Annotated in this window: 25 protein-coding genes and 1 tRNA gene; 13 read left to right on the top strand and 13 right to left on the bottom strand. The window is 52.9% G+C overall.

Features of this window, described 5'->3' with window-relative positions; translation table 11 throughout:
• Positions 1-14: 14 nt before the first annotated feature.
• On the top strand, positions 15-776 hold the full coding sequence (locus tag ABA45_RS07375; RefSeq protein ID WP_048385005.1) for a DeoR/GlpR family DNA-binding transcription regulator: 762 nt from the start codon (positions 15-17) through the stop codon (positions 774-776).
• Here the strand turns inward: ABA45_RS07375 and ABA45_RS07370 are convergent.
• A complete protein-coding gene (locus ABA45_RS07370) occupies positions 754-1383 on the bottom strand; it encodes a DNA-3-methyladenine glycosylase I (protein ID WP_198147076.1) in 630 nt (209 codons plus the stop codon). The two genes, ABA45_RS07375 and ABA45_RS07370, sit on opposite strands and share 23 nt — an antisense overlap.
• 152 nt (positions 1384-1535) lie before the next feature.
• Between ABA45_RS07370 and ABA45_RS07365 the strand changes: the two genes are divergently transcribed.
• The 3 genes from ABA45_RS07365 (at position 1536) to ABA45_RS07355 (ending at position 4890) form a co-directional block, all read left to right on the top strand.
• Positions 1536-3716, top strand: a complete 2181-nt coding sequence (locus tag ABA45_RS07365; RefSeq protein ID WP_048385003.1) for an OsmC domain/YcaO domain-containing protein — start codon at positions 1536-1538, stop codon at positions 3714-3716.
• Between the two features lie 59 nt (positions 3717-3775).
• Complete coding sequence (locus tag ABA45_RS07360) at positions 3776-4147, top strand: YajD family HNH nuclease (protein WP_048385001.1); 372 nt, start codon at positions 3776-3778, stop codon at positions 4145-4147.
• Between the two features lie 410 nt (positions 4148-4557).
• The gene (locus tag ABA45_RS07355) at positions 4558-4890 is read left to right on the top strand and encodes an SMR family transporter (protein ID WP_048384999.1); all 333 of its coding nucleotides are present in this window, start codon (positions 4558-4560) and stop codon (positions 4888-4890) included.
• A gap of 24 nt (positions 4891-4914) precedes the next feature.
• Here the strand turns inward: ABA45_RS07355 and ABA45_RS07350 are convergent, their stop codons facing one another.
• Together ABA45_RS07350 and ABA45_RS07345 are read right to left on the bottom strand one after the other, a co-directional pair.
• Positions 4915-5118, bottom strand: coding sequence for a hypothetical protein (locus tag ABA45_RS07350; protein ID WP_048384997.1), 204 nt, complete (start codon positions 5116-5118; stop codon positions 4915-4917).
• A 36-nt stretch (positions 5119-5154) separates the two neighbouring features.
• Complete coding sequence (locus tag ABA45_RS07345) at positions 5155-5610, bottom strand: CopD family protein (protein WP_048384995.1); 456 nt, start codon at positions 5608-5610, stop codon at positions 5155-5157.
• Between the two features lie 734 nt (positions 5611-6344).
• Between ABA45_RS07345 and ABA45_RS07340 the strand changes: the two genes are divergently transcribed.
• The 3 genes from ABA45_RS07340 (at position 6345) to ABA45_RS07330 (ending at position 9211) form a co-directional block, all read left to right on the top strand.
• Positions 6345-7430, top strand: coding sequence for an ice-binding family protein (locus tag ABA45_RS07340; RefSeq protein WP_053076133.1), 1086 nt, complete (start codon positions 6345-6347; stop codon positions 7428-7430).
• Positions 7431-7902: 472 nt separating this feature from the next.
• Positions 7903-8217, top strand: a complete 315-nt coding sequence (locus ABA45_RS07335; RefSeq protein ID WP_048384994.1) for a high-potential iron-sulfur protein — start codon at positions 7903-7905, stop codon at positions 8215-8217.
• A gap of 133 nt (positions 8218-8350) precedes the next feature.
• Positions 8351-9211: an AraC family transcriptional regulator gene (locus tag ABA45_RS07330; RefSeq protein WP_048384992.1), complete on the top strand. Its 861-nt coding sequence runs from the start codon at positions 8351-8353 to the stop codon at positions 9209-9211.
• On the opposite strand, the gene ABA45_RS07325 is transcribed toward ABA45_RS07330, so the two are convergent.
• From ABA45_RS07325 to htpG, 7 genes are all read right to left on the bottom strand, one after another.
• Complete coding sequence (locus ABA45_RS07325; RefSeq protein WP_048388778.1) at positions 9173-9760, bottom strand: LysE family translocator; 588 nt, start codon at positions 9758-9760, stop codon at positions 9173-9175. The genes ABA45_RS07330 and ABA45_RS07325 overlap by 39 nt on opposite strands.
• A gap of 140 nt (positions 9761-9900) precedes the next feature.
• Positions 9901-10968 carry an NAD(P)H-dependent flavin oxidoreductase gene (locus ABA45_RS07320; protein ID WP_048384989.1) on the bottom strand — a complete coding sequence of 356 codons (1068 nt, stop codon included), beginning with the start codon at positions 10966-10968 and terminating at the stop codon, positions 9901-9903.
• Between the two features lie 293 nt (positions 10969-11261).
• The gene (gene katG / locus ABA45_RS07315; protein WP_048384986.1) at positions 11262-13430 is read right to left on the bottom strand and encodes a catalase/peroxidase HPI; all 2169 of its coding nucleotides are present in this window, start codon (positions 13428-13430) and stop codon (positions 11262-11264) included.
• Between the two features lie 253 nt (positions 13431-13683).
• Positions 13684-13836 carry a hypothetical protein gene (locus ABA45_RS18875; RefSeq protein ID WP_157035530.1) on the bottom strand — a complete coding sequence of 51 codons (153 nt, stop codon included), beginning with the start codon at positions 13834-13836 and terminating at the stop codon, positions 13684-13686.
• Positions 13837-13890: 54 nt separating this feature from the next.
• Positions 13891-14898 (bottom strand): tRNA dihydrouridine synthase, encoded by a 1008-nt coding sequence (locus tag ABA45_RS07310; RefSeq protein WP_048384984.1) that lies wholly within the window; start codon positions 14896-14898, stop codon positions 13891-13893.
• 93 nt (positions 14899-14991) lie between these two features.
• Positions 14992-15210, bottom strand: coding sequence for a DUF2835 domain-containing protein (locus ABA45_RS07305; RefSeq protein ID WP_014870842.1), 219 nt, complete (start codon positions 15208-15210; stop codon positions 14992-14994).
• Between the two features lie 19 nt (positions 15211-15229).
• Complete coding sequence (gene htpG, locus ABA45_RS07300; protein WP_048384981.1) at positions 15230-17122, bottom strand: molecular chaperone HtpG; 1893 nt, start codon at positions 17120-17122, stop codon at positions 15230-15232.
• Positions 17123-17346: 224 nt separating this feature from the next.
• On the opposite strand from htpG, the gene ABA45_RS07295 reads away from it, so the two are divergent.
• The 3 genes from ABA45_RS07295 (at position 17347) to ABA45_RS07285 (ending at position 20515) form a co-directional block, all read left to right on the top strand.
• The gene (locus tag ABA45_RS07295; protein ID WP_048388776.1) at positions 17347-18612 is read left to right on the top strand and encodes a M48 family metalloprotease; all 1266 of its coding nucleotides are present in this window, start codon (positions 17347-17349) and stop codon (positions 18610-18612) included.
• Between the two features lie 167 nt (positions 18613-18779).
• Positions 18780-19328: a hypothetical protein gene (locus ABA45_RS07290; protein ID WP_048384979.1), complete on the top strand. Its 549-nt coding sequence runs from the start codon at positions 18780-18782 to the stop codon at positions 19326-19328.
• On the top strand, positions 19325-20515 hold the full coding sequence (locus tag ABA45_RS07285) for an iron-containing alcohol dehydrogenase (protein WP_048384977.1): 1191 nt from the start codon (positions 19325-19327) through the stop codon (positions 20513-20515). Before ABA45_RS07290 ends, ABA45_RS07285 begins: the two co-directional genes overlap by 4 nt.
• A gap of 57 nt (positions 20516-20572) precedes the next feature.
• Here the strand turns inward: ABA45_RS07285 and ABA45_RS07280 are convergent, their stop codons facing one another.
• Complete coding sequence (locus tag ABA45_RS07280; protein WP_048384975.1) at positions 20573-23059, bottom strand: ABC transporter permease; 2487 nt, start codon at positions 23057-23059, stop codon at positions 20573-20575.
• Positions 23059-23787: an ABC transporter ATP-binding protein gene (locus ABA45_RS07275; RefSeq protein WP_048384973.1), complete on the bottom strand. Its 729-nt coding sequence runs from the start codon at positions 23785-23787 to the stop codon at positions 23059-23061. Before ABA45_RS07275 ends, ABA45_RS07280 begins: the two co-directional genes overlap by 1 nt.
• A 48-nt stretch (positions 23788-23835) precedes the next feature.
• On the opposite strand from ABA45_RS07275, the gene ABA45_RS07270 reads away from it, so the two are divergent.
• Both ABA45_RS07270 and ABA45_RS07265 read left to right on the top strand, forming a co-directional pair.
• The gene (locus ABA45_RS07270; RefSeq protein ID WP_014870835.1) at positions 23836-24465 is read left to right on the top strand and encodes an arylesterase; all 630 of its coding nucleotides are present in this window, start codon (positions 23836-23838) and stop codon (positions 24463-24465) included.
• An 81-nt stretch (positions 24466-24546) separates the two neighbouring features.
• Positions 24547-24622: transfer RNA gene (locus ABA45_RS07265), tRNA-Asn, on the top strand.
• Positions 24623-24678: 56 nt separating this feature from the next.
• Here ABA45_RS07265 and ABA45_RS07260 read toward each other — a convergent pair.
• The gene (locus ABA45_RS07260) at positions 24679-25968 is read right to left on the bottom strand and encodes a M18 family aminopeptidase (protein WP_048384971.1); all 1290 of its coding nucleotides are present in this window, start codon (positions 25966-25968) and stop codon (positions 24679-24681) included.
• Between the two features lie 79 nt (positions 25969-26047).
• Between ABA45_RS07260 and ABA45_RS07255 the strand changes: the two genes are divergently transcribed.
• Positions 26048-26572 carry a hypothetical protein gene (locus ABA45_RS07255; protein ID WP_014870833.1) on the top strand — a complete coding sequence of 175 codons (525 nt, stop codon included), beginning with the start codon at positions 26048-26050 and terminating at the stop codon, positions 26570-26572.
• The last annotated feature ends 26 nt before the right edge of the window (positions 26573-26598 follow it).

Here is a 26598-nt window from a genome sequence, read left to right as displayed (position 1 = left end):
GTGATTGTAAACTGATGGGCGCCAAAGAGCGGCAACACAGCATAATTGAATGGGTGCACGAGCAGGAGCATGTCGAAGTTGACGACATTGCAAAGCGCTTTGGCGTTACCACTCAGACCATTCGTCGCGACATCAACAAGCTTTGCGAGCAAGGCTTGTTGCGCCGTCGTTACGGTGGCGTCAGTTTACCCGCCAGTGCTGCCCCTAATCTCATTGACGAACTGCAGGTGCGTAATTTACGGGCCAAACAGCGCATGGCCGAGCGTGTCGCAGCGGATATTCCGGAAGGGGCCACCGTCAGCCTTGGAGTAGGCAGCACCATTGAATGTGTTGCACACGCTCTGATTCATCACCAGTCACTCAAGATTTTAACCAACAACCTACGCGTGGCCGCTGCGCTTTCAGTGAATCCCAGTATCGACGTGATTGTGTCGGGCGGGCAGTACCGGCACAAAGACCAAGACGTTGTTGGGCCGGAAGTCACCCATTTCTTTAGCTCTTTCATCACCGACTTTGGCATCATCAGTACTGGCAGCATGGATCTTCAACATGGCCTGATGGATCACGATATCCGCGAAGCCGAAGTCAGCCGGGCCATTATAGGCAATACCCGGGGGCGTCTGTTGGTGGCTGATCACAGCAAATGGACTCTGAGTTCATACTGTAAAGTCGCCTCGTTCAAGTATGTTGATCGCCTGTACACCGACGTCATACCTAATCAGCAACGAAAAGGCCTACCGGACTCGGTAAGCATCATTGAGTGTGGCGAAGGGTAAAACATTGGCGCGCTTGCTCTACGCTGGCCCGAATGACGCAACCCGCGGCGTGGTCGTTGATCAATCCCATCGACTGCATAAAAGCGTAAGCCGTGGTTGGCCCGATGAACCGCCATCCCAGCTTCCTAAGCGCCTTCGACAAGGCAATGGATTCCGCGGAAGTTGATACTGTCTGAAGGTCCGCGGGCGGCTTTGCATCGGGCTCATAGCGCCATACGAAAGCTGCCAGGGAACTCCCCTGCTCGACGAGATTTTTAGCCAGTCGCGCATTGTTGATCACCGCCTCAATCTTGCCTCGATGCCGGATAATGCCCTCATCCATCATTAAACGTTCGACACTGCACTCATCGAAGCCCGCGATTTTGTTGAAATCAAAATGATGAAAGGCGGTACGGAAGTTCTCGCGCTTCGCCAAAATGGTGCGCCAACTCAATCCGGACTGAAAGCCTTCAAGACTCAGCTTCTCAAACAAGCGAAAGTCATCACCCACCGGAAATCCCCACTCGGTGTCGTGATAAACACGCAACTCCGCTACGCTGCCGCACCAACGGCAACGGGGTTTTCCGTCAGGCCCTTCTATCGTCGCACTTATACGGTCATGCGCCATTTTTTAGTCCACCCTATGATCTTGTGTCCTCCCATTCTCTGTTAGCTATGGTTAAATTTCACCGAATTGAAAGACGTTTGGCGTCAAAAACTGGATAATAGCGTCAATCTAAGGCCGCAAAGCGCCAAATTCTACAAATCGGTACCCTCGTAATGGAAATCAACGTCAATTTTCTCGACAACCTCCGAATTGAAGCCAAGTTTGACGACTTCTCGGTGATTTCCGACCAACCTATACGCTACAAAGGTGACGGTTCAGCACCCGGCCCTTTTGACTATTTTTTGGCGTCATCGGCGTTGTGTGCGGCCTATTTTGTCCGGGTTTATTGCATAGCGCGGAACATTCCAACCGATAATATCCGCCTGTCGCAAAACAACATTGTTGATCCCGAGAACCGCTATAACCAGATTTTTAAAATTCAGGTCGAGCTGCCAGAAGACATTTCTGATAAAGACAGACAAGGCATTGTGCGCTCCATCGACCGCTGTACGGTCAAGAAGGTGGTTCAAACCGGCCCGGAATTCCAGATTGAAATCGTAGACAGCTTGGATGAAGACGCCCAGGCCCTGCTGATGGCCAAGCCAGAAAGCGACGCCAGCACCTATATTTTGGGTAAAGACCTGCCGGTGGAGCAGACCATCGCCAACATGACCGCCATTCTGGCGAATTTGGGCATGAAGATCGAGATCGCATCCTGGCGCAATATCGTGCCTCACGTTTGGTCACTGCACATTCGCGACGCGGCCTCGCCCATGTGCTTCACCAATGGTAAAGGTTCGACAAAGGAAAGCGCCCTGTGCTCGGCGCTGGGCGAGTTTATTGAGCGCCTGAACTGCAACTTCTTCTATAACGATCAGTTTTTTGGTGAAGACATTGCCAACAGCGAGTTTGTTCATTACCCCAATGAACGCTGGTTTAAGCCAGGGCCCAACGACGAACTGCCCCAGGGTATTCTGGATAGCCACTGCCTGGAGATCTACAACCCGGAGGATGAACTGGCTGGTTCTAACCTGATCGACACCAACTCTGGCAATGCAGAGCGCGGAATCTGCGCTTTGCCCTTTGTACGGCATTCAGACGGCGAAACAGTGTACTTCCCCAGCAATCTGATTGAAAACCTGTTCCTGAGCAACGGCATGAGTGCGGGTAACACGTTGTTTGAGGCGCAAGTTCAGTGCCTGTCAGAAATCTTTGAGCGGGCGGTCAAAAAGCAAATCATTCAGGAAGAACTTACGCTGCCAGACGTTCCCCTGCACGTATTGGAAAAATACCCCAACATTTTGGAAGGCATTCGGGCGTTGGAAGCACAGGGATATCCTGTGTTGGTCAAAGACGCCTCGCTTGGGGGCCAGTTTCCGGTGGCTTGTGTCGCGTTGATGAACCCGAAAACCTCCGGCGTTTTTGCCTCTTTCGGCGCGCATCCGACTCTGGAAGTGGCGCTGGAACGCAGTCTCACCGAGTTGATGCAGGGCCGCAGCTTTGAAGGCCTGAACGATTTTCCGCCCCCGACGTTCAACAGCCTTGCGATCACCGAGCCCAACAATTATGTAGAACACTTCATTGATTCCAGCGGTGTGATCTCTTGGCGCTTCTTCAGTGCCAAGGCGGATTTCGAATTTAGCGAGTGGGATTTCTCGGGCACCAACGAAGAAGAAGTCGCTTGCCTGTTCAACATCCTCAAAGACCTGGGCAAAGAAGTGTATACAGCGGTTTATGACGACTTGGGCGCCCCTGTCTGCCGCATGCTGGTGCCTGACTATTCCGAGGTTTACCAGATAGAAGATCTGATCTGGGACAACACCAATCGGGCCCTGGATTATCGCGAAGACATTCTCAACCTCCACTCGTTGAATGACGACCAGCTGAATGCCCTGGTAGAGCGCCTGGAAGAAAGCCAGATAGACGATTACACAGACATCATCACCTTGATCGGTATTGAATTCGACGAGAACACGGTCTGGGGCCAGCTCACCATTCTGGAGTTAAAGCTTCTTATTAACCTGGCTCTGGAACAGTACGAAGACGCCCTTGACCGAGTCGAAACCTTTATCCAGTTCAATGACAATACCGTGGAACGCGGGTTGTTTTATCGGGCGGTGAGTGCGGTACTGGAAATTGTTATCGATGACGAACTTGAGCTGAGTGATTACCTGTTTAATCTCAAGCGACTGTACGGTGAACAAACTATGGACGCAGTGGTGGGGTCCGTGAATGGCGATGTGCGCTTTTACGGTCTTACCCCAACCAACATGCAGTTGGCAGGCCTGGACAAACACCTGCGGCTTATTGAAAGCTATAAGAAGCTGCATGCAGCGCGTGCTGCCAGAGTTTGAATGACATAAAGAACCGGAACTGAACACCGGGGCAGATTTACTTTCCGAGGGAAGCACTGATGAGTCAGAACGTTGGCGATACAAGCAAACTGGATAAGATTCTCGCTGAACAGCGTGAGTACATCGCGAAGCGCGAAGGCGGCTATCGCGAAAAATCGTTAAAAATGTACCCGTGGATATGCGGACGCTGCACCCGTGAGTTTACCCGCGCCAATTTGCGAGAACTGACGGTGCACCACCGCGACCATGACCACGACAACAATCCCCCCGATGGCAGTAACTGGGAATTATTGTGCGTTTACTGCCACGACAACGAACACAGTAAATTCGAAGATTTCGTGCGCTACGGCGGCGGCGGTGAAAAAAGGCGGGAGGCGGCTACGCACAATCCGTTTGCTGGGCTGAAAGAAGCATTTGAAAAGAAAAGCTAAGAGCCATAGCTGAAGCCCAATGCAAAACGCCGTCAACGGTTGTGATTGACGGCGTTTTATATTTACCGGCTGGTAACCCCAAGGTTTTCACCTCAATTGTCATGATCACCCCGGCGCTTGCTGGGTAATGGCGAAAACCATTGGTTTAAGGCCCTGGTAATAGGCTGTAACGCTTTGGATGTCGTCTCCTGTAAGAGCATTCGCAAAGGGCTGTTACTTGGATTCAGAGATAAAGAAACCGTGATAAATTCATTTTTTAATGGAATAAAATACCGCCTGGATAATATGAATATAACGTAAAACGCGATGACCGCTATTTTGAGAAAACGCTGGTAATTGAAACAATAATTGGTTTTTTCAGCCTCCTGCAAGTGGTTTTCTAATCCACTGTATTCGAAAAGAGTATTTAAATGAAAAACTGGCTATTTCTAAGCATCGCTATTATTGCGGAAGTGATTGCGACCTCAAGCCTGAAGTCGAGCGAAGGCTTTACCAAAGTACTTCCCAGTATGATGGTGGTTATCGGATACGGCGTCGCTTTCTATTTTCTGTCGCTGACCCTGAAAACGATTCCAGTCGGCATAGCCTATGCCATCTGGTCTGGTTCGGGAATCGTTCTGATATCACTGATCGGCTGGTTGGCGCTTGGTCAGAAATTAGACATGGCAAGCGCGTTCGGGATGGGGCTTATTGTGGCTGGGGTGGTTATTATTAATGTGTTTTCCAACGCAACTGCGCATTAAATTTTACCAATATGTGAGCCTCGATCAAATCTCAAAAAATCTTGGAACCAGCATCAACCCCACACCAACCGCCACCAGCGCAAGCGTGTTCGTCACCAGATAGGGGTATAGAACCAACGCGATACCACAATATCGCGTTACGATATTCGATTGCTTGCGGCCGTAAATGAAATAGCCGACGCCAATGGAGCTAAAAATCAGCCCCAGAATTAGATGTGTGGTGTCCATCACAATGTCACTGTTTTCAGCCTTTTTTGTCTGTGTTTACAGATAGCGCCCGGCAGAACCAACAGCCACGACGACCAGCCCGATAATCAAGTTAATGCCAACGAGTCGGCGAATTTTACCGACTTGACGCCCACCTTCCTGGGGATCGTTAGCAGCAACGGCCAGTTTCAAACGGCGGAACGGGGCAAAGTAGAGGTGAAAAAACAACAACATCATGATTAAGCCAAGCGTCTGCATGGCATGAATGTGCCACCCGGCCCCAGCCATACCACCAAATCCTTTGAAAATCATCCAATAACCGGTGATGAGCAAAAGTACAATCGCCAACCAAACCCAGCGGAAAAACCGGGTGAGCGTTTGACACCAAAGTTCACCACGTTGTTCAGCTGCGATCACCTCACCCACAGCCGGGCGCATCGCCATATAGGCAAAAAACATACCGCCAACCCAAATAGCGGCGGATAACGCATGCAACGCAATAGCCAAACCCATAAAATTTCCCTTTGATGTAATTCGTCGTCAAATTTACACGAACAGCTCAAAAAACACGATCAGCAACCCCATATTTCTCGGCTTTAAGTACGCAACCGACGTCTATTTACCAACTCATTTGCTGAATTTCCTTCTATACTTTTGAGCATAAAATAAATAGAAGAAGAGAATCGTATGCCTGCTGACAACCCTCGCCCCCAATCCTCTCAAAGCAAGCGCACCGAAACCGGCGGCCTGAAGCAACTTTTGATGGAGTAGCTATACTGACGTACCGTAATCAGATACACCAACATAACGTCAGTTTATTTTACACATTCATTGTCGATGACTTTTACATAAAACTTATATTATTGATTTTTAGTGACACAACATATAATGGCAAGCTGAACGACAATATTTTTTGGAGCCAAGCAGGCGATAGCTCTATTAAGTTCATAAATGCACTTATTTTTCCTCTCAGATTTTTTGACTCTACCGTTGCTGAAGTTAATGTTAATGATTACTGATCTGGAATAGGTTTAGTAACAGCCTGCCTCAATTGTTGGTCGCCGATCAGGCTCAGACAAGCGAGAGAGCATAAGAAAAAGCGCTGGTACTTCTGTTTGCGCAATAGCTCAAACGAAGGCTCTAATGATGGTAATACTGCTTATAACGTAGCGGTTGCTCATGTTCGTTCTAAATGGATTTAACTTGCAGTCCGATTTTTTTAATGGATATTACGAAAAAGGATTTTAATGAAACACACTAAATCACTTCTCTTTGTCTCGATCATCGCTTCAGCGTCTAGCGCACAAGCAATGCCCTTGTTAAATGCTGAGCTAAATAATCAGTCGATTTATGCCAACATTTACATAATCGTAGGTGCACTGGCGGCCGTCGGTGGCAATATGCAGAGCGCCGGCGCGATATCAACAGGTGCGGGTTCAATTGCTGGCGGTAATATTGAGGCTGGAACCTTCGCATCTGTCGGCGCTTCGGGAGCAGTCAAAGGCAATATTAAAAGTGAAACATACACAAGTGCCGGCGCAGGTGCCGGGCTCAGCGGCGACATTAAAACAGGAACCTACGCCAGTTTTGGCAATTCGGCTGTTGTTGCGGGAAGTGTTGAGAGCGGAACGGATACAAGAATAGATCTTACCGCTACTGTAGTGTCGGTGACGCAAGACCGAACGTCGGAACCTGGGTATCGCGCTCCCGAAGTAATCAGTCAGACGGAAAATATTACGTCTGCCCAACAAACGCTCAAGGATTTGGGAAAAGGAACGCAATTAGCAGTCGGTTTTGGGACAAACGACGAACTGCTCGGAGCTGGAATTTACAGTGTCGCAGATTATCTAACGGTTGCTGCCAGCACAACCATCACGCTTGATGGTAACGGTGTAGATTCCTCCTGGGTTTTCAACATCCCGAACTACATGACCTTTGGTGCGCTCGCAAATATAAGGCTTTTGAACGTAACGGATGAGAGCAGTATTATCTGGAATATTTTAGGCGACAAAACTGTCGGGGCCGGCGAAGGTTACACAACACTAGGCGCAGGAGCGGAATTCAGAGGTCTTGTTCTATCGAAGAGCTACATTTCAGCCGGGGACAGTGCTGTAATGTTGGGCGTAGGTGACTATTGTGGCGGCGCTTTTTCAGCAACAAATTATGTCACTTTAGGCGCAAATGCCACATTGGGAGTGGACGGATGCAAAAATGGCGCAGCCACCGCTTTCAACAATTTGGTCCGCGTATCCGAGCCTCTAACACCCCTATTGTTGAGTTTAAGTTTGGTTTTGCTTGCCATCGCTAGACGAAAGAAAGCGCGCATTCATTGAACCAAGTGTTGCACTAGTAGCGGCTGTCTTTGTCTGTTTGTCCAGACTCTTTACGAGTAGCAGACTCGGTCAGCCGCAGTGCAGTCTCCTCCCTAGGTACTATATAATGTATACGATGTATATCATCTTAGTTGCAACTCAGCATGTTGTTTTACTAAAGGTTGGTGCAACGGCGATTTGTTTTTTAGTACCCTTTACTGAAATCATCCTGACTATCAGCGCGCCGTTAAAGATACGCAGGCGAAACGTTAGAACATAATGATAACCATTTCGAATTTTTGATAATGATTGTTATTTGATAAACGTTTTAATTATCAATATCATTTATCTTTGGCATGATGAGTATCGCCTTAATGTTGTGCATATTGAACATTGGTTCATTTCGATCTATTCTACGTTCGAAACGTATTCTTATCCGTAACTATTACTAACCACTTAATATACTTAAGATATACACACATAAGGAACTATTATGGCTAATCAAAGTCGTCGTAAATTTATGCGTCACAGTTTGCTTGGTATGGCTGCCCTCCCTCTTGGTATGGGCATTCTGTCTCAGCGTGCTTTCGCCCAAAGCCTCCCACCGCTCGACCCAACAACTCCCCAAGCCAAGGGATTGAACTACGTTAAAGTGGCCGAAGAGGCTGCCGGCCACCCGGCTTATACGGCAGGTGAACATTGCGCAAGCTGCATGTTCTTCCTGGAAGCTAATAACGGCTGCTCTTTGTTCCCAGCAAACAGCGTAGAAGTTAACGGCTGGTGTCAGACGTGGGTCCAGAAGGCCTAACCGTCAATGTTCAGTGAATAGCCTTAAAAGCCGGGGCCGATTGTTTTCTCAGGAAAATAGATTGACCCCGTTTTTCTTTTAAAAAGCGTAAGCGTAAAATAAGTTGTCTGTGACTTCATCAGGATGACTAGCAATGACAACGCCGCCGTTCTCTCCCGTTTTCTGGCGTGACAAACGCATACCCTTCGTAGAACTGCGTAAGGTCGCCGATGGTCGCCATGTCTGTTATGCCCTCCACAGCCACCCGCATTGGTCCCTTGGCGCAATTATTAACGGCAAAAGTACGTTTCGTTATCGCAACGACAACTTTGCGGTCGGTGCCGGAGACCTGGTTGTAATGAACCCAGAGTGGGCACACGCGTGTAATCCGATAGATAACCATTCATGGTCGTATCTGATGATGTATGTCGATACTCAGTGGTTAACAAATCTGCGATTCCAGGCGGGTTTACTCCCTACCCCAGTCTGGCTGGATCTGCACACGGCTGTGCTATCCGATAACCGCTGGTTCGATCGTTACTGCCATCTCGCAGATTGCCTTTTGAATACTCGGTCTGCTGTTACGAACAAACAGGGAGAATTAGAGGCGTTTCTGTCAGGTCTCATGCACGAGCTGGCCACTCAGCCAATCAATCAGCAGCCGGCTACCGCAGATGTTTTAACACAGCTGTCTCGCTATATAGATCAGTATGCGACAGAAGATGTTTCGCTGGAGACCCTATGCGCCCTTTCAGGTTTTAGCGAGGGCCATTTGATTCGCTCCTTTAAACAGGCATTCGGTTTCACGCCCCATGCCTATCTGGTGAATCGACGCGTGCAACTTGGCCAGAGTCAGCTAAAAAAAGGCACGCCCATTGCCGAGGTAGCCCTGAATGCAGGTTTTTCTGATCAGCCTCACTTTCAGCGTGCCTTCAAGCGAAGAGTGGCCGCAACGCCAAACCAGTACCGTCTAGGTTCAGCTAACGAGAAGATACACGCAGCTGACAGCAAGTAATAACGCCAGTGTGCGGTTGATGGTCATCAAGATGACGGGCTTTTGAACATATCGGCGCAGGAATGCACCAGCGTAAACCCAGCTAGCCAGTGACAACCAACAAATTGGCAGGTAAAGGGCGGCAAATAGCAAAATTTGACTCAGGTCGTTTGCGTTGGTAAATGCCCCAATCCCAGAAGCGGAAGCAAGCCAAGCCTTGGGGTTCAGCCACTGCATCAAGGCGCCCGCGGCGAAGCCCGGTGCTTTTTTGCTGCCAGCCTTTGGCAACTGACCGCTGTCTAAGGCTAACTTGATGCTTAGATAAAGCAAAAATACGACACCCGCCCAGCGCAACAGACTTTGTAGCCCCGGCACCATCGTCAGCAGTGAATAAAGACCCAGTCCTACCGCAATGAAGAGCACGATAAAACCCAGCGTGGCACCGGTGACAAACGTTAAGCCGGTGGCAACCGGGTAGCGGGTACCACTGCTCAGGCACACAAGATTTACCGGCCCAGGTGAAATGGATGCCGCTAAGGCAAACGCGCACATGGGTAGAATCAAAGACATAGTCATACACTCTCCGGTCAATTCAGGAGTAGATTCTGACACGCTCGGCAACATCGTATATTGAACAAAATTGAGGTGTTGTAGCTTATTGAGTTTCAATTAAACTCGGGCTTAAGAGCCCGATCAAAATCGAGATAGGCCTACTCTTCGATTCGAGTTTCAGCCATCAGCACTCTCATCAAATCCGACGCCGGTAGCTCACGCGCCAACGGTGCTCCCTGCCCCGCCCATTGCGCCGCAAATTCGTTGTTTCCCAGTTTGGATGCTGCCCCATTAAGTCGTTTAGCCGCGTCATAAGCCAGCGGGTAATCCGCGGGAAACGGGCTGCCGTCTGCTTCGCCAAAGGTAACCAATCGATTAACCATTCCCCGTGCCGGCCGGCCGGATAGGACATCCGTCAATCGTGTCTGCGTTGCACGTTGGCCTTTCAGATTTTTGCGATAGGCGGTATTGGCCGCAGATTCGGGGCACAAAACAAACGCCGTTCCCATCTGCGCAGCTACTGCTCCAAGGCTCAACATCGAGCGGATGGCATAGCCATCCATAATGCCGCCCGCCGCTATGATGGGGCGTGTCGTTTTTGCCGCAAGTAGCCTCACGAGCACCATCGTACTCAAACACTCATCCGTTATCTCCGGGTTGAACATACCTCTGTGCCCGCCAGCTTCTGTGCCCTGGGCAACAATGGCATCTATTCCCGCTTGCTCGATCAGTGTTGCCTCGTAAAGATTGGTCGCCGTTGCCAAAGTGTAAATACCGGCCTCACGCAAACAGGCAATACAGTCAGCAGAAGGTATGCCGAAATGAAAACTGACGACAGCTGGACGCAGCTCAAGCAGCATCTCGAATTGTTCGTCGTCGACAAGGAATGATGTATAAATTTCATCGAGTTGATCGGGCGTATCCAGCCCGGCTTCGCTGAACAGTGGAGCAAGATACGCAAGCCACGCTTTTTCTCTGACAGGGTCACGCTTTGCGGGAGCGTGGCAAAAAACGTTCACATTGAACGGCTGTCCGGTTAGCCGGCGCGTCTGTTCAATCATGTTTCGAGCTTGGTCAATTGTGCTGGCGCCAATCCCCAGTGAACCGAGCCCGCCCGCGTTCGACACCGCGGCGGCCAACTCCGGCGTAGACACACCAGCCATTGGTGCCTGAATAATTGGGAAACGAATGCTCAGTTTTTCAATAAAATTCGAAGTCGTGTGCATTAATAATCCTTAAAAACCAATGCCCGTGTGTTGTGCCGTATTTTCTTGAACTTTGCCCGAGAAGTGATCTTTGCGGCCACCCATCTTACCTACCTCATCGTCAGTCAGTTTGTCCTGGCATTCACACATCGTGCCTTTGAGTTGTTCCCAATAGTTAACAATGATGATGGCGTTGCAATTAATTTATAATATGTCCATGTTTACATGAAGCACGTTGGTTTAGAAGGCGTTGTTTTTAATAAAAAAAGGCGCTTCAACTCTCGCTGAAGCGCCTTTTTAAGTACCCTTTACACTTACGCGAGATCAAACCGGTCGGCATTCATAACTTTGGTCCAGGCGGTCACAAAGTCATGCGCAAAGCGCTCTTTGTTATCGTCCTGAGCATACAATTCCGCGTAAGAACGCAAGATCGAGTTAGAGCCAAACACCAAATCTACTCGGGTGGCGGTCCACTTTACTGCGTCAGTTTTACGATCGCGAATCTCGTAGGAGTTTTTACCCGTCGGCTTCCAGCTGTTGCCCATGTCGGTCAGGTTGACAAAAAAATCGTTGGTCAGTTGCCCTTCCCTATTGGTGAATACGCCGTGCTTGCTGCCACCGTGGTTGGTGCCAAGCACACGCATTCCGCCTAACAGCACCGTCATCTCCGGTGCAGTCAGGCCCATCAGCTGAGCACGGTCCAGCAACAGTTTTTCCGGGGTAGTCGTGTAATCTTTTTTCACCCAGTTGCGGAAACCATCGTGAATGGGCTCCAGCGGCTCGAAAGATTCCACATCCGTCATCTCGTCAGTAGCATCGCCACGACCGGCCGAGAATGGCACGTTTACGCTGACACCCGCGGCTCTGGCTGCCTGCTCTACGCCAATATTACCCGCCAGTACAATCACGTCGGCCACACTGGCACCGGCGTCTGCAGCAATAGCTTCCAGCACGCTTAATACACGGCCCAGGCGCTCAGATTCGTTACCTTCCCAGTCTTTCTGGGGGGCCAGACGAATTCGCGCACCGTTGGCGCCACCGCGCATATCCGAACCACGGTAGGTACGGGCGCTGTCCCAAGCGGTGTTGATCATGTCGGTTGCGTTCAGGCCACTGGCGACAATCTTCGCTTTGACGGCATCGACGTTATAACCGGTGTTGCCGGCAGGCGTCGGGTCTTGCCAGATCAGATCTTCTTGAGGTACTTCCGGGCCGACATAGCGTACTTTTGGACCAAGATCGCGGTGAGTCAATTTGAACCAGGCGCGAGCAAACACGTCTTCAAAGTAGGCTTGATCTTTGGCGAACTTCTCGGAGATTTTGCGGTACTCCGGGTCCATTTTCATGGCCATGTCAGCGTCAGTCATGATCGGGTTGCGACGCACAGACGGGTTCTCTGCATCCACCGGCTTGTCTTCTTCTTTCATGTCCACCGGTTCCCACTGCCAAGCGTCGGCCGGGCTCTTGGTCAGTTCCCAGTCGTGGTTCATCAGCGACTTAAAGTAACCGTCGTCCCATTGGATAGGGTTGCTGGTCCAGGCACCTTCAAGACCGCTGGTGACCGTGTGATTACCCACTGTACCTGTCTTTTTATTCCAGCCCAGGCCCTGCTCGTTTACTTCAGCGCCTTCCGGTGCATCGCCTAGATTTGCCGGATCACCATTACCGTGGCATTTACCCACGGTGTGGCCACCTGCGGTCAACGCGACCGTTTCTTCGTCGTTCATGGCCATACGCTTGAACGTTTCGCGCACGTCGCGGGCCGTTGCAAGCGGGTCCGGGTTGCCGTCAACGCCTTGGGGGTTCACGTAGATCAAGCCCATCATCACCGCGGCCAGCGGGTCTTCCAGATCGCGATCACCACTGTAACGGCTCTTTTCGTTGTCGCTGGTAGCCAGCCACTCGTCTTCTGCACCCCAGTAGATGTCTTCTTCCGGGTGCCAGATGTCCTCGCGGCCAAAGGCGAAGCCGAAGGTTTTGAAGCCCATGGATTCATAAGCCACGTTACCCGCCAGCACAATCAGGTCGGCCCAGCTCAGCTTGTTGCCGTACTTGCGCTTGACCGGCCACAGCAGGCGGCGGGCTTTGTCTAGGTTGCCGTTATCGGGCCAGGAGTTTAGCGGAGCGAAACGCTGGTTGCCGGTACCTGCGCCACCACGGCCATCGCTAACGCGGTAGGAACCGGCTGCGTGCCACGCCAGACGAATCATCAGACCGCCGTAATGGCCCCAATCCGCCGGCCACCAATCCTGGCTGTCGGTCATCAGGTCATTCAGATCTTTTTTCAGTGCGCCTACGTCGAGTTTTTTCAACTCTTCGCGGTAATTGAAATCGGCACCCAGCGGCTTGGTTTTGCTGTCGTGCTGATTAAGGATGGCCAGGTTCAAGGCGCTGGGCCACCATTTCATGTTGGTGCTACCGACGCTGGTATTGCCGCCGTGCATGACCGGGCATTTGCCCGCCGTTGGGTTGCTATCAGCCATGTTCTTTCTCCACTATTCTTGGGGGATGTTGGCTTCACTCAAAGACTGCGTGACAATTATGTTTTCTTCTCTGATGTGGCCTGAATTGACTATAGGCCAACAGGCTATTATTAATATAATTTTCTTTTACTACCGCTTCGGTTAGCTTTTAACTATGACTATGTAGACACGTCTTCTTGTTCTACCAGCACTCGCACCCGCGAAAAGTCGTCTTCGGTGAACACGCCGTTCACCCCGGAAATAGCCGCTAAAGTCATGCTGTGCTTCCAACGCCAGCACCATAGTTTCCACCATGCAAGCGAAGCCGGGCGCGCACAGAGCCAATGGCCCCGGAGGCTCCAACCACAATGGCCTTGCCCTGCATTTCGCCGTTATCGCCTATTTTCGCGCGGCCAATCTTCTTCACCGCTTCTTGGGCGGTCCTTGGTGGGTTATGACCTAAATGCCAGATATCACCACACTAGTTTAGACTGTTCGCGACATCCTGCTGTCCGCAGCAATCAATTAGACGTTGATCGACGGCTGTGGCCTGGTTAAGGAACTCGAACATAGGTGCTACTTCACGAATTTTTCGTGCTTGGGGCCAAAGGGCCTCGGCTTCGCTAAAACCCTGGCGCAAATAATTCATCCATTGTTTAATGCGCCCGGTTACGTATTTGTCCTCCAGCCAGCCCTGAAGCGCGCAGCCGTATTCCTGCACCAAAGCCAGTGCTTCCAGCCAGGTCATCATTTCGATGCTTTCACCGCGCTGGCTGGCGCGAATTTGGCGTGCCAAATCCGGCCGCGCCACCAGGCCACGGCCAATCATTACGTCGTCACAGCCAGACACTTCACGACAGCGCCAGTAGTCAGCCACCGTGAAAATATCACCGTTGGCGATTACCTTGGCCTTTACCGCTTCCCGCGCCTTGGCAATTTCTTCCCAGTAGGCAGGCGGCTTATAACCGTCTTTTTTACTGCGGGCGTGAATCACGATTTCGCCGGCACCGGCTGCCTCCAATGCTTGCGCACAGGCCACACCCATCGAGCGGTCGTCATAACCCAGACGCATTTTCGCTGTCACCAAAACCGTCGCAGGCACCGCCTGGCGCACGGCGGCAACAATTTCGTGCATTAGCTCGGGCTCACGCATCAGTACACAACCGCCTTTGTGCTTGTTCACGGTTTTGGCCGGGCAGCCAAAGTTGATGTCCACCTGGGTGGCGCCCAGTTCTGCGGCTTTGGCACCGTGGCGGGCCATCATATGCGGGTCGGAGCCCAGCAGCTGAACCGCCACTGGCACGCCCACCCGGGTCAGCGAGTTGTTATGAAGTTCGGGCGCGTATTTATAGAAAATTCGCGGCGGCAGCATGCCGTGGGTTACGCGAATAAATTCGGTTACGCACCGGTCAATACCGCCCACTTTGGTGAGAGTTTCACGGATAGGTGCATCCACCAGCCCTTCCATCGGGGCCAGAATAATTCGCATGAGCGCTCCAGAGCAGGTCAAAACAGCGGTGAAAAAGTGATAACAAAAGTGGCACTGAGGATGCCAAAAAATCCGCAAATAGAGAAGAAGGGATTATACGCGTTCTATGGTTTCAAACTTTCCTTGGTCGTTGAAGCTAATGCAAAAACTGCCACGAATGCCATCGTTCAGATAAAAGCGGGAAAGAATTCGAGCCGGGAAACGGACAGAGCGTCCGTCCCGGGCCCGTGCGGTCACATCCTGTGCAAGGCCCTGGTAGAGTTTTATCCACTCGTCAGGGCCAATGCTAATGTCCACCACAATGCGTTGCATGGCTCGTATCCGGTCTGGCTTAGCCAGCCAGTTCCAACAGTAAACGGTTCAGGCGTGTTACGTAGGCGCCCGGGTCTTTCAGCTGTTCGCCACTGGCCAGGGTAGCCTGATCCAGCAAAACCGCAGACAGCTCGCCAAAGCGATCTTCACTCTGCTCACGCTCCAAGCGCTGCACCAGCGGGTGGTCCACGTTGATTTCGAAGATCGGCTTGCTGTCTGGCACGCTCTGGCCAGCGGCTTCCATAATCTTCTTCATCTGGGCGCCCATGTCGAAATCCGCCACCACCAGGCAGGCTGGTGAATCGGTCAACCGGTTGGTTACGCGCACTTCTTGAACCCGTTCTTCCAAAGCCTTTTTTATGCGCTCGAGCAGGCCTTGATGTTCTTTGGTAGCTTCTTCCTGATGCTTTTTGTCTTCTTCGGTTTCTACATCACCCAGATCCAGCTCGCCGCGAGCCACATCCTGAAACTGCTTGCTGTCGAAGTCATTGAGGTAACCCATCATCCACTCGTCAATGCGGTCAGATAGAATCAGCACTTCAATGCCTTTCTTGCGGAACACTTCCAGGTGCGGGCTGCTCTTGGCGGCCATGAAGTTGTCAGCAGTGATGTAGTAAATCTTTTTCTGGCCTTCTTTCATGCGACCGATGTAGTGCTCCAAAGATACATTCTGGGCTTCTTCACCGGTGTGGGTAGAGGCAAAACGCAGCAGACCGGCAATTTTTTCGCGGTTGCCGAAGTCTTCCGCCGGGCCTTCTTTTAATACCGCGCCAAATTCGTTCCAGAATTTCTGGTATGCGTCGCCTTCTTTCTTAGACAGCTTCGACAGCATGTCCAGAACTCGCTTGGTGACCGCGGTGCGAATGCTGTCGACGATGCTATCGCTCTGCAGAATTTCACGGGACACGTTCAGCGACAGGTCGCTGGAATCAATCACACCCTTGGTGAAGCGCAGATACAGCGGCAGGAACTGTTCGGCGTCGTCCATAACGAATACGCGCTGAACGTAGAGTTTCAAGCCACGGGGTGTTTCGCGGTTGTACAGGTCAAACGGCGCGCGAGCCGGAAGGTACAGCAGGCTGGTGTAGTCCAGTTTGCCTTCCACTTTATTGTGAGACCAGCTCAAAGGATCTTCGAAATCGTGGGAGATGTGCTTATAGAACTCTTTGTATTCCTCGTCTTTAATTTCCGTGCGCGGCAGTGTCCAGAGTGCAGTGGCATCGTTGACAGTTTCGTCTTTGCCCTTTTGCTCTTCTTCCTCGGATTCAGACGCCATGACCACCGGAAACGAAATGTGGTCAGAGTACTTCTTTACTAGGTTACGCAGGCGCATGCCATCGGCAAATTCTTTGGCTTCCGGCTTCAACTGCAACACAATTTCGGTGCCACGCTGAGCGCGTTCAACGGTTTCGATGGTGAATTCACCGTCGCCTTTAGACGCCCAATGTACGCCTTCGGATGCGGGTGCACCGGCGCGGCGGGTAAATACGTCAACCTGGTCAGCCACAATGAATGACGAGTAAAAACCGACACCAAACTGGCCAATCAGCTTGCTGTCATTTTTCTCATCACCAGACAGCTGCTTCAGGAAATCCGCGGTGCCGGAACGGGCAATAGTACCCAGATTGCTGACCACGTCTTCGCGGGCCATACCAATACCGTTGTCACTCAAGGTGACGGTATTGGCTTCGGCATCGTATGCCAGGCGAATTTTGAGCTCGGAATCGCCTTCGTACAAGCCGTCGTCTTTCAGAGCGGCGAAGCGCAGCTTGTCTTCTGCGTCAGAAGCGTTGGAAACCAGCTCACGAAGGAAAATTTCCTTGTTGGAATACAAGGAGTGAATCATCAGCTGTAGCAGCTGCTTTACTTCGGTCTGAAAACCCAGAGTTTCTTTTTGCGATTCAACCGTCATGGTGCGTATCTCTCCTGACTACTGTGGAACATAAAATAAGTGGCGATTTGTGCTACGCCGTGGATCATGGGAGCAGAAATGGGGCCACCCGGAAGCATTTCAAGGCTAACGAGTCAGCGGATTTAACGTCAGTGAGTAGCAAGACGGAACGCCACCTATGCTATAAAGCCCCATAACTTGTGAATTAGCAGGAGCTCGCAGTGAACACAAGCATCAAATCCCAGATGTTGAAAGCCCTACTTACCGCGTTAACGCTGGCTTTTACGTTGGCCGGCTGTTCAGTCAACCCTGTCACCGGGGAACGCCAGCTGTCCATCATTCCGGAAAGTCAGGAATTGACTATGGGTGCCGAGCAATACAAACCGACTCAGCAAACCCAGGGAGGCCTGTTTTATCTCGACCCTGAGCTGACCGTTTACGTACGCGAAGTGGGCATGAAACTGGCGGCGGTGAGCGACCGGCCTGACCTACCCTACGATTTTGTGGTGTTGAACAGCAGCGTGCCCAACGCCTGGGCCCTGCCCGGCGGCAAGATTGCCATCAATCGCGGCCTGCTGACAGCGTTCAGCGATGAAGCCCAGCTGGCCTCGGTGCTGGGCCACGAGATTGTGCACGCCGCTGCCCGCCACAGTGTGCAGCGTATGCAGCAGGCGCAGATTATAGGCTTGGGAGTGGGTGCTCTGGGCCTGGCGCTGACGGATAACGAATGGGCGGGCATGGTGATGGGCGGCGCAGCCGTTGGCGCACAACTGGCGCTGGCGCAATACAGCCAGGACCACGAACTGGAGTCCGACTATTTTGGTATCCGCTATATGAAAGCAGCCGGCTATGACCCCCAGGCCGCTGTAGAACTGCAGCAGATTTTTCTGGAAATGTCCAAGGGCCGCAGCGCTGGATTCATCGACGGACTGTTTGCCACTCACCCGCCATCCGCCAAACGAGTGGCCGCGAACCGTAAGCTGGTGAGCGAAATCGGTGGCGGCGGCTATCGCGGTGAAGACGTATACCAGAAGAAAACCGCCCTGCTGCGAAAGCTGCAGCCTGCTTACGACGCCCACGACAAGGCGGTGGAATTGGCTGGCAAGAAAGAATACGCGGCGGCCATCGACAAGGTAAACCAGGCGATCAAGCTGGCCCCGCGAGAAGCGATGTTTTACAACCTGCGCGGGCGTTTGTACCAGCAGCAGGAAAATCTGGACAAAGCCGCTAAGGATTTTGACAAGGCGGTTGAGCTTTACCCGGAAATGTACGTTTACCGTATCAACAACGGCCTGAACGCGCTGGAACAGAATAACCTGGCCAAAGCCAAAGACAATCTGACCCAGGCCAACCAGTCGATGCCTACGTCCATCGCGTTTCTGCGCCTCGGAGACATTGCGGTGAAACAAAACGACCGTGGCGAGGCCATTACCAACTACCGCACGGCTGCGCAGGCCGGTGGCGACATCGGCCAGGAAGCTCAAGCCAAGTTAGCGCGCCTGAGTCAATAACCCATTAATCGCAGTATCTAAAGCTGCAGGCCTAAAAGCCTGCGGCTTTTTTTTGGCAAAAAATGATCATTGTCACGGCTTTGAGCCACAGCCCACTAAGGCCGATTGACTTTATAGAGTAATCACTCTAAAAATACGAACAGTGACATTCACAGTGGGTAATAACCATGGCAACAAAGCACCTTCAGCCACTGGGCTCAAAAGCCAAGCGGCTATATGTAAAAATTATGTTTCAGGTAATGGGCCGAGCCTTGCAGGCGGTCAGCGAAGTGGACGACGAGGTGTGCAATGAAGCGTACCCACTGCCCACAGGTTTTCTATTTCAGATGATGGTGATGCCCAGGGGCGCCAGCCTGCTGATTGAGCACGTCGGCGACGGGCGCTTTAAATACCACAGCGGAGAAGCGCCCCGGCCGATCGACTTAGCAATAAAATTCAAACACTTGGAACACGCATTTTTGGTGCTTTCATTTCAGGAAAAAACCTCGGTGGCCTTCGCCAACGATCGCATGTTGGTGGATGGCGACATCAGTTACGCGGTGCGTATGACCCGTATCCTGAACCGCTTGGAGGCCTTTATTTTGCCAAAATTGGTGGCCAAACGGGCGGTGAAAGAATACCCCCCCAATCTGCAGTTACTTGAAAAACTCATCAGCGCCGCCCGAATTTATCTGAAAGTTGCGACCCATTTTATTAAAACAGCGAGAGCATCATGAGCCGCCAATATTACGAGTTCTTCTGTCCGGTGAAGGTTATTGCCGGCAAAGCCGCTCTGGAACACATCCCCTACGAACTGACCAGCATCGGGGCCAAACGCCCGATGATTGTGACCGACAAGGGCGTGCGCGCAGCCGGCCTGCTAGACCCGGTGATTGCCGCCTGCGAAGACAGCGGTTTAGAGATTGTCAGCATTTTTGATGACGTGCCACCCGATTCGTCCATCAGCGTGGTGCGCACCATTGCAGCGCTCTACCGCAAAGAAAAGTGCGACTCGATCATCGCCGTAGGCGGTGGCTCAGCCATTGATACCGGTAAAGCGGTGAACATTCTGGTGTCTGAGGGCGGTGATGACCTGGCCAAGTACAGCGGTGCTGGTGTGATCAAGAAGCCGTTGAATCCGTTTTTTGTGGTGCCTACCACTGCAGGTACCGGCTCGGAAGTGACGTCTGTAGCGGTGATTACCGACGAGGTAAAAGGCGTAAAACTGCCCTTTACGTCTGCATTTTTGCTGCCCAACGCAGCGATCATTGACCCGCGAATGACCATTACCCTGCCACCGCACATCACTGCGGCCACAGCCATGGACGCCATGACCCATTCGGTAGAAGCCTTCACCTGCATGGCGAAAAACCCGCTCAGCGACGCTTATGCCACAGCGGCCATCAAAAAGGTCAGCCAGTTTCTGCCCAAGGTGATGGACAACCCCAAAGACGTCGACGGCCGCCTGGAATTGGCGCAGGCATCGACTATGGCAGGCATCGCGTTCTCCAATTCCATGGTGGGCCTGGTACATGCGCTTGGCCACGCCACGGGCGCTATCTGCCACCTGCCCCACGGCCTGTGCATGAGCCTGTACCTGCCCTACGTGCTGGAATACAACCTGGAAACCATCCGCCAGCCTCTGGGTGAGCTTTTGCTTTATTTGGATGGCCCGGAAGTGTATTCCGCCACGCCTTCCAGTCGCCGCGCCGAAGCCAGCATTGCCGCCCTTCGCAAGATGCGTAACGCCCTGTATCAGCAATGTAAATTGCCGCGTTCTCTGAAAGAGAGCGGCAAGGTGACCTATGACCAGCTGGAAGCCATTGCCCAGATGGCGCTGGACGACGGCGCTATCATGTTCAACCCGAAAGAAGCCGATTTGAAAGACGTGCGTGCCGTATTGGAAAACGCCTGGGCCGGATAAGCCCGAGCGCTGTATTAAGCAGCAGCTTCGCAGCCAAAAGACTGCGAAGCTGAAAAACTACTCCAGTCGCCGCAACAGCAGCATCGGCGACACGGTTAACACCGGGCGCAACTGCCAGCGCCCGAACAGCGCCAGTACCACAGCACTGATAAACGGAATCGGTAACACTATCTGCCAATGAACGCGGAAAGCCCCTTCGAACATTTTCATCTGAAGCGCGAAGACCGCGGCTTCAGCCGCAACAACCCCGAGAATACCGGCAAAACCTCCCAGCAACGCGAATTCCAGCATGGTTGCCCGCACCAGCAAACTCTGACGACCGCCCAAGGTACGCAGCAGCGCCCCTTCGCGCTGGCGATCCTGCAAAGTGGCACTGACCACCGCCGCCATCACCACCAGCGCAGCGGCCAAAATCAACCCCAAGATAGCCTCGATGGCTTGGGTAATTTGCACCACAATCAGCTGAATGCGCTCGATAATATTGTCAACTTCGAGCACCGACACTGTGGGGAACTGACGGGAAAACGCGTTCAGTTCGTTTTTCGCCGTTTTTGGCAAAAAGAAACTGGTGATCCAGGTTGCCGGCAACTGGCGCAGACTGCTGTCTGGCGAAAAAGCCACGTAGAAGTTAGGTGTCATACTGTCCCACTGCACGCTGCGGATACTGGTCACGATTTCAGTGATCTGCTCGGAACCAATGGTGAAGGTCAGACTGTCACCCGGCGTAATACCAAGCTTTTCAGCCAGCTCAGATTCCACCGATACGCCGTCAGTTTTGCCTGGGGCAAACCATTCACCATCCACAATACGGTTGTTTTCTGGCAGCGTATCCATCCAGGTCAGGTTCAGCTCGCGGTTCAACGCATTCACCCGCTCGTCTTTACTCACCGCCTCTTTCACCGGTTCGCCGTTGAGCAACGTCAGGCGGCCACGCACCATGGGGTACATGGCGTCCAGAGGCTGGCCGCGACTGTTCCAGAACTCGTCGATATCGTTCACAGCCTGGGGGCTGATATTGACCATAAAGTGATTGGGCGCGCCTTCAGGCAGCTGCGCACGCCAGTCGTCCAGCAAAGAGGTGCGCACCAAAATCAGTGTGGTGGCCAGCATCAGCGTCATGGCGAATACAGCAATTTGTGACAAGCTCGCCTGGCGGTGTCGGTAAAGACCCAATAACGCCAGGCGCCAGGCGTTGCCGCCACCACGCACTGTGCGCAAACCCAATACCATCATCCAGCCCAGCAACACCAAAGTCGACAGAAGTAGGCCCAGGCCCACTAATAACGCCAACACCAGCTGCACATCGCCGGCGTAAGCCCAGACCAAACCAAACACACCCACGATACCGATGATGAAGTCGGGTACCAGCTCGCGCCGGGATTCCCCCGGCTGGCTGCGCAGCACCCGCATAGCGGGCACTTTGCGCAGGCGGCGTATGGGCGGGTAAGCAAAAGCGAACAGCGACACAAGGGCCGTCAAAAGCGCCGGCGTTAGCGCCTTCGGGTCGAGGTAAACGTCAACTGGCTGATCCAGCACATCACCTAAAATCTGACTCAGGCCCCAGAACAGCGGCAAGGCCACCAGCAAACCACCGACCATGCCGACAACGCCCCAAACGGCCAGTCGGCGCAGGTACAAACGGCCGATGCGAGGGCTGCCAACACCCAGGGTTTTCAGCAGCGCAACCGTATCGCGCTGCGACACGGCGTATTGACGACTGGCCACTGCAACCGCCACCGCGGCCAGCAGGACGGCCAGGCTGCCGCCCAGCAGCAGGAAGCTTTCAGCTCGCTCCAGTGATGCCGACAGAGTTTCACCGTCACGCACACTGCGCCATTCCTGACTGGGTTGCAGCTGGGGTCTTAGCCACTGCTCAAAACCCGATAGCTCAGCCGCACCGCCAGCGAACAGATACACAAAGCTGACCCGGCTGCCTTCTTGCAGAACGCTGGTCGATGCGACATCAGCTTGATGCATCATCACCCGTGGCGCCAACGCGGCCATGTTAAAGCCACCGTCAGGCTCGCGTTCCAGAAGACTGCCGATCACTAACGTGCGCGTACCCAACTCAAGCTCATCGCCCACATTCAGTTCCAGCAAGCGCAGCAAGCGCGGGTTTATCCAAATCTCGCCGGGAGCTGGGCCAGATTTCAGGGTTTGCCGTGGCTCATCGAAGCTCGTGCGAATTTCGACTTCGCCACGCAGCGGATAACCATCGCTGACCGCTTTTACCGAAACCAATTGGAAGTTGCCACCGCCAAACACCATGGTCGAAAACTCGGTCATTTCCGCCGTTTCCAATCCACGCTGTTGTGCCTCAACGAGCCAGGCCGGCGGCAGCGGTTGACCGTTTTCCGATTCCAGCTGGCGGTCAGCGGCTAGAAACGAGCTGGCCGATGACACCAAGGTGCGTTGCAACTGGCTGGCAAACAACGCGATGGTGGCCACCGTGGCCACGGCAATGATCAGTGCCGCCAACACCACCCGAACATCCCGCTCGCGCCATTCGCGGCGCACCGACTGCAATTTACCGGTGGCCGCCATCAGGTTACTGCCTCCTGGCGGGTTTCCGGCTCGCTCAACACGCCACCCTCAATGTGGAACTGTCGGCCACAGCGGACCGCCAGCTGTTCGTCATGAGTAACCATTACCAACGTGGTGCCCTGCTCGCGGTTCAGTGCCATCAGCAAATCCGATACGTCTTTGCCGGTACGGTTATCAAGATTGCCGGTGGGTTCATCGGCGAATAGGATTGCAGGTTCGCAGGCAAAGGCGCGGGCGATGGCCACCCGCTGCTGCTCGCCACCGGATAATTGCCGCGGGGTATGGGTCAGACGCTCTCCCAAGCCTACCCGTTGCAAAAGCTCTCGCGCTCGCGCTTCGGCATTTTGGCGACTGGCCAGTTCCAGCGGCAACATCACGTTTTCAAGAGCGGTCAGAGCCGGCAATAATTGAAATGACTGAAACACAAAGCCAACTCGTTGGGCTCGCAGCGCGGCACGCTCGTCTTCGCCCAGAGCGCTGATGTTTGCACCATCCAGTTCAATACTGCCTTCGCTCGGCGTGTCCAGCCCAGCCAGCAAGCCCAGCAAGGTGGTTTTTCCGGAGCCGGAGCGCCCGACAATAGCGACGGAGTCGCCTTGATTGATTTCCAGGTTGACTCCTTGCAAAATCGTTAGCGTATTGGACTCAAGGTCCACCTTGTGTGTCAGCTTGCTGACCCGCAATATCACGTGGGGGTTTGGTAGCGTTTGGTCATTAGATTGATTCACGGCTCTGGTTAATCCTGTCCTGTGGCGAAAAATTTGGGAGACTACGCAGTGTTCAAGAATACGGTTTTACCGGCGGTCAGATCATTTGCACTGCTGCTTGTGCTGGTTATGACGCCAGGTTTGATCAGTGCCAACACCCTGCTGGTAATGGGCGACAGCCTGAGCGCGGCCTATGGCGTGCCGGAAGAAACCGCCTGGGTAAATTTGCTGCGCCAACGCCTGGCCGACAAGGGCCACAACGACTGGAGCGTGGTAAATGCCAGCATCAGCGGCGAAACAGCCGACGGCGGAGCCCGCCGGCTGCCGGGTTTACTGAACAAGCACCAGCCGCAACTGGTGATCGTGGAGCTGGGTGGCAACGATGGTCTGCGCGGTTTTCCACCGCAGGTGATCGAAAAAAACCTGGCTTTGATGCTTAAGAACAGCCAACAGGCTGGCGCCCAAACCCTACTGGTGGGTATGCAAATACCACCCAATTACGGCGACCGTTACACCCAGGCTTTTGCCGCTATTTTCGGAGATCTTGCACAGCGCTTCAACTCCGCACTGGTGCCTTTCTTCCTGGACGACATTTACAACGTTGACAGCTTAATGCAAAGCGATGGCATTCACCCCACAGAACCGGCGCAAAGCATTCTGTTGGACAATGTGTGGCCCCACCTGGTGCCTTTGCTTTGAGCCACCGCTAACAAACCTTTTATTTCAGGGTGTTGACTCCGGCGTTCAAAGCGAATAACATCCGCGCCGACTTGATGCTGTTCCCTGATAGCTCAGTTGGTAGAGCAACGGACTGTTAATCCGTTTGTCGCTGGTTCGAGCCCAGCTCGGGGAGCCAATTATTTTAGAATGCCGCTGATTCGAAAGAATCAGCGGCATTTTTTATTCTGGCCGTCAAAAAACCTGGGGGCTTTGATAAAAACCGGTCAATACTTTGAACAACGTATAGGCGTCGTCGGAACCAATCATCTCGCGAATGGAATGCATACCAAGCTGGGGCACGCCAATGTCTAGGGTGGTCACGCCCAGATTCGCGGCTGTCAGCGGTCCTATGGTGCTGCCACAGCCCATATCACTGCGCACCACGAAGGTCTGGTGGGGCAGGCCCAACTGGTCACTCAGGTGACGATACACAGCCGCCGACCGGCTGTTGGTTGCATAACGCTGATTGTGATTTACTTTGATTACCGGGCCAGCGTTTAGCTGAGGGCCGTGATTCTCGTCGTGCTTGTCCATAAAATTCGGATGAATGCCGTGGGCGTTGTCCGCCGAAATCATCATTGAATGGGCAATCGCACGGCTTTTTCCTGCGCCACACCAGCGCTCCAGCACCGAGCTTAAAAAAGGCCCCTGGGCACCTTCAGCCGACATACTGCCCACTTCTTCGTGGTCGTTGCACACAAGTAACGCCGGCTGTTCACCGCTTGTTTCCAGCAATGCTTGCAAGCCGATGTAACAGCTCAACAAATTATCCAGCCGCGCTGACGCAATAAAGTTATTGCGCAGACCTACAAAGCCCGCTTGCTGCACGTCGTAAAAGCTCAGTTCGTAGCCCAGAATACGCTCGGCGGTAACGCCGTTCTCGGCTTTCAGCTGAGTGATCAGCAGGCTGGCAAAATCGGTGGTGTCATCTTCAGGCACCTGCATCAGGACCGGAGGCAAATCGGTTTGAGGGTTCACCGTGCGGTTGCTGTTTGCTTCGCGATCCAGATGAATGGCCAGGCTGGGTATAAACGCCACCGGCTTGCGGAAGTCGATCAGTGCATCTTGCACTTGCCCATTGCAGTCACCGTATGTGACTCGCCCGGCCAGAGAAAGATCACGATCAAACCACGGGTTCAGCAAGGCACCGCCATAGACTTCAACGCCCAGTTGCAAGAAGCCTTTGCGACGGAGTACCGGATTGGGCTTTACTTTCAGGCACGGGCTGTCAGTGTGTGCGCCAACCATGCGCACGCCGGCTTTGGTTGTGTCCGTATTACCAGTACGAAAAGCCACAATCGACGAGCCGTTGCGAATGACGTAATAACCGTTGCCGGCTTGCAGCGACCAGTCGTCTTTTTCATCCAAAGGATGAAAACCCGAGCTGTCCAGCTGTTTTTTCATGGTAGCGACAGCGTGCCAGGGCGTTGGTGACTGGTTCAGAAACGAAAGCAGATCGTTGTTGAAATCAATATGTTCCATGGTGTCCTTAATTCAATAATAATAGTGGCAATAGTGTGCCATGCAGACCCAGATCCCCAATCCTACAGGAGCCCAGCCCTTGGCCAAACCGTGTTTTCTCGATATTGAATACTATCAGAATGACGACACCCTATTCCCCACTGCCATGGCTTGGTCACTGGTGGATGGCACCATGAAAACCGTGGTTATTGCACCAGAAGACGACTGGCTGCCAGAAGACGGCGATACCGGCGATATCGACCTGAACTACCTTGAAGAACAGGGCGTGCCACTGATAGAACTGACCCGCGAACTGCACCAGGACTTGCCTGACCAGACGGTTTACGTAGACGGTTTGGATCCGGACGAAATTCTGATCGACCGGATTTTCACGGCGATCGGCCAAGATGCGCCTTTTGAAATCGCACCGATCACCGACCTGATCACCGGCGTAGACAGCGAAACCCTGGAAGACGAACGCCGCGCCCTGCTGATCGAGGAAGGTCTGGAACCGCAACTGCCGGAAAACGGCGTGTATGCGCTGCTAATGTTGGCCCAACACTACGGCGTACTGGGCGACGACGGATTCGTCGAAGAGACCGATTCTGAGGGAGAAGATTCTTAGGGGACGGATTTGAAATCCGTCCCCTA

It is taken from the genome of Marinobacter psychrophilus, assembly GCF_001043175.1.
GTDB lineage: Bacteria > Pseudomonadota > Gammaproteobacteria > Pseudomonadales > Oleiphilaceae > Marinobacter > Marinobacter psychrophilus.
Note: the sequence above shows the minus strand (reverse complement) of the source record. Positions and strands in the feature narration are given on the sequence as shown.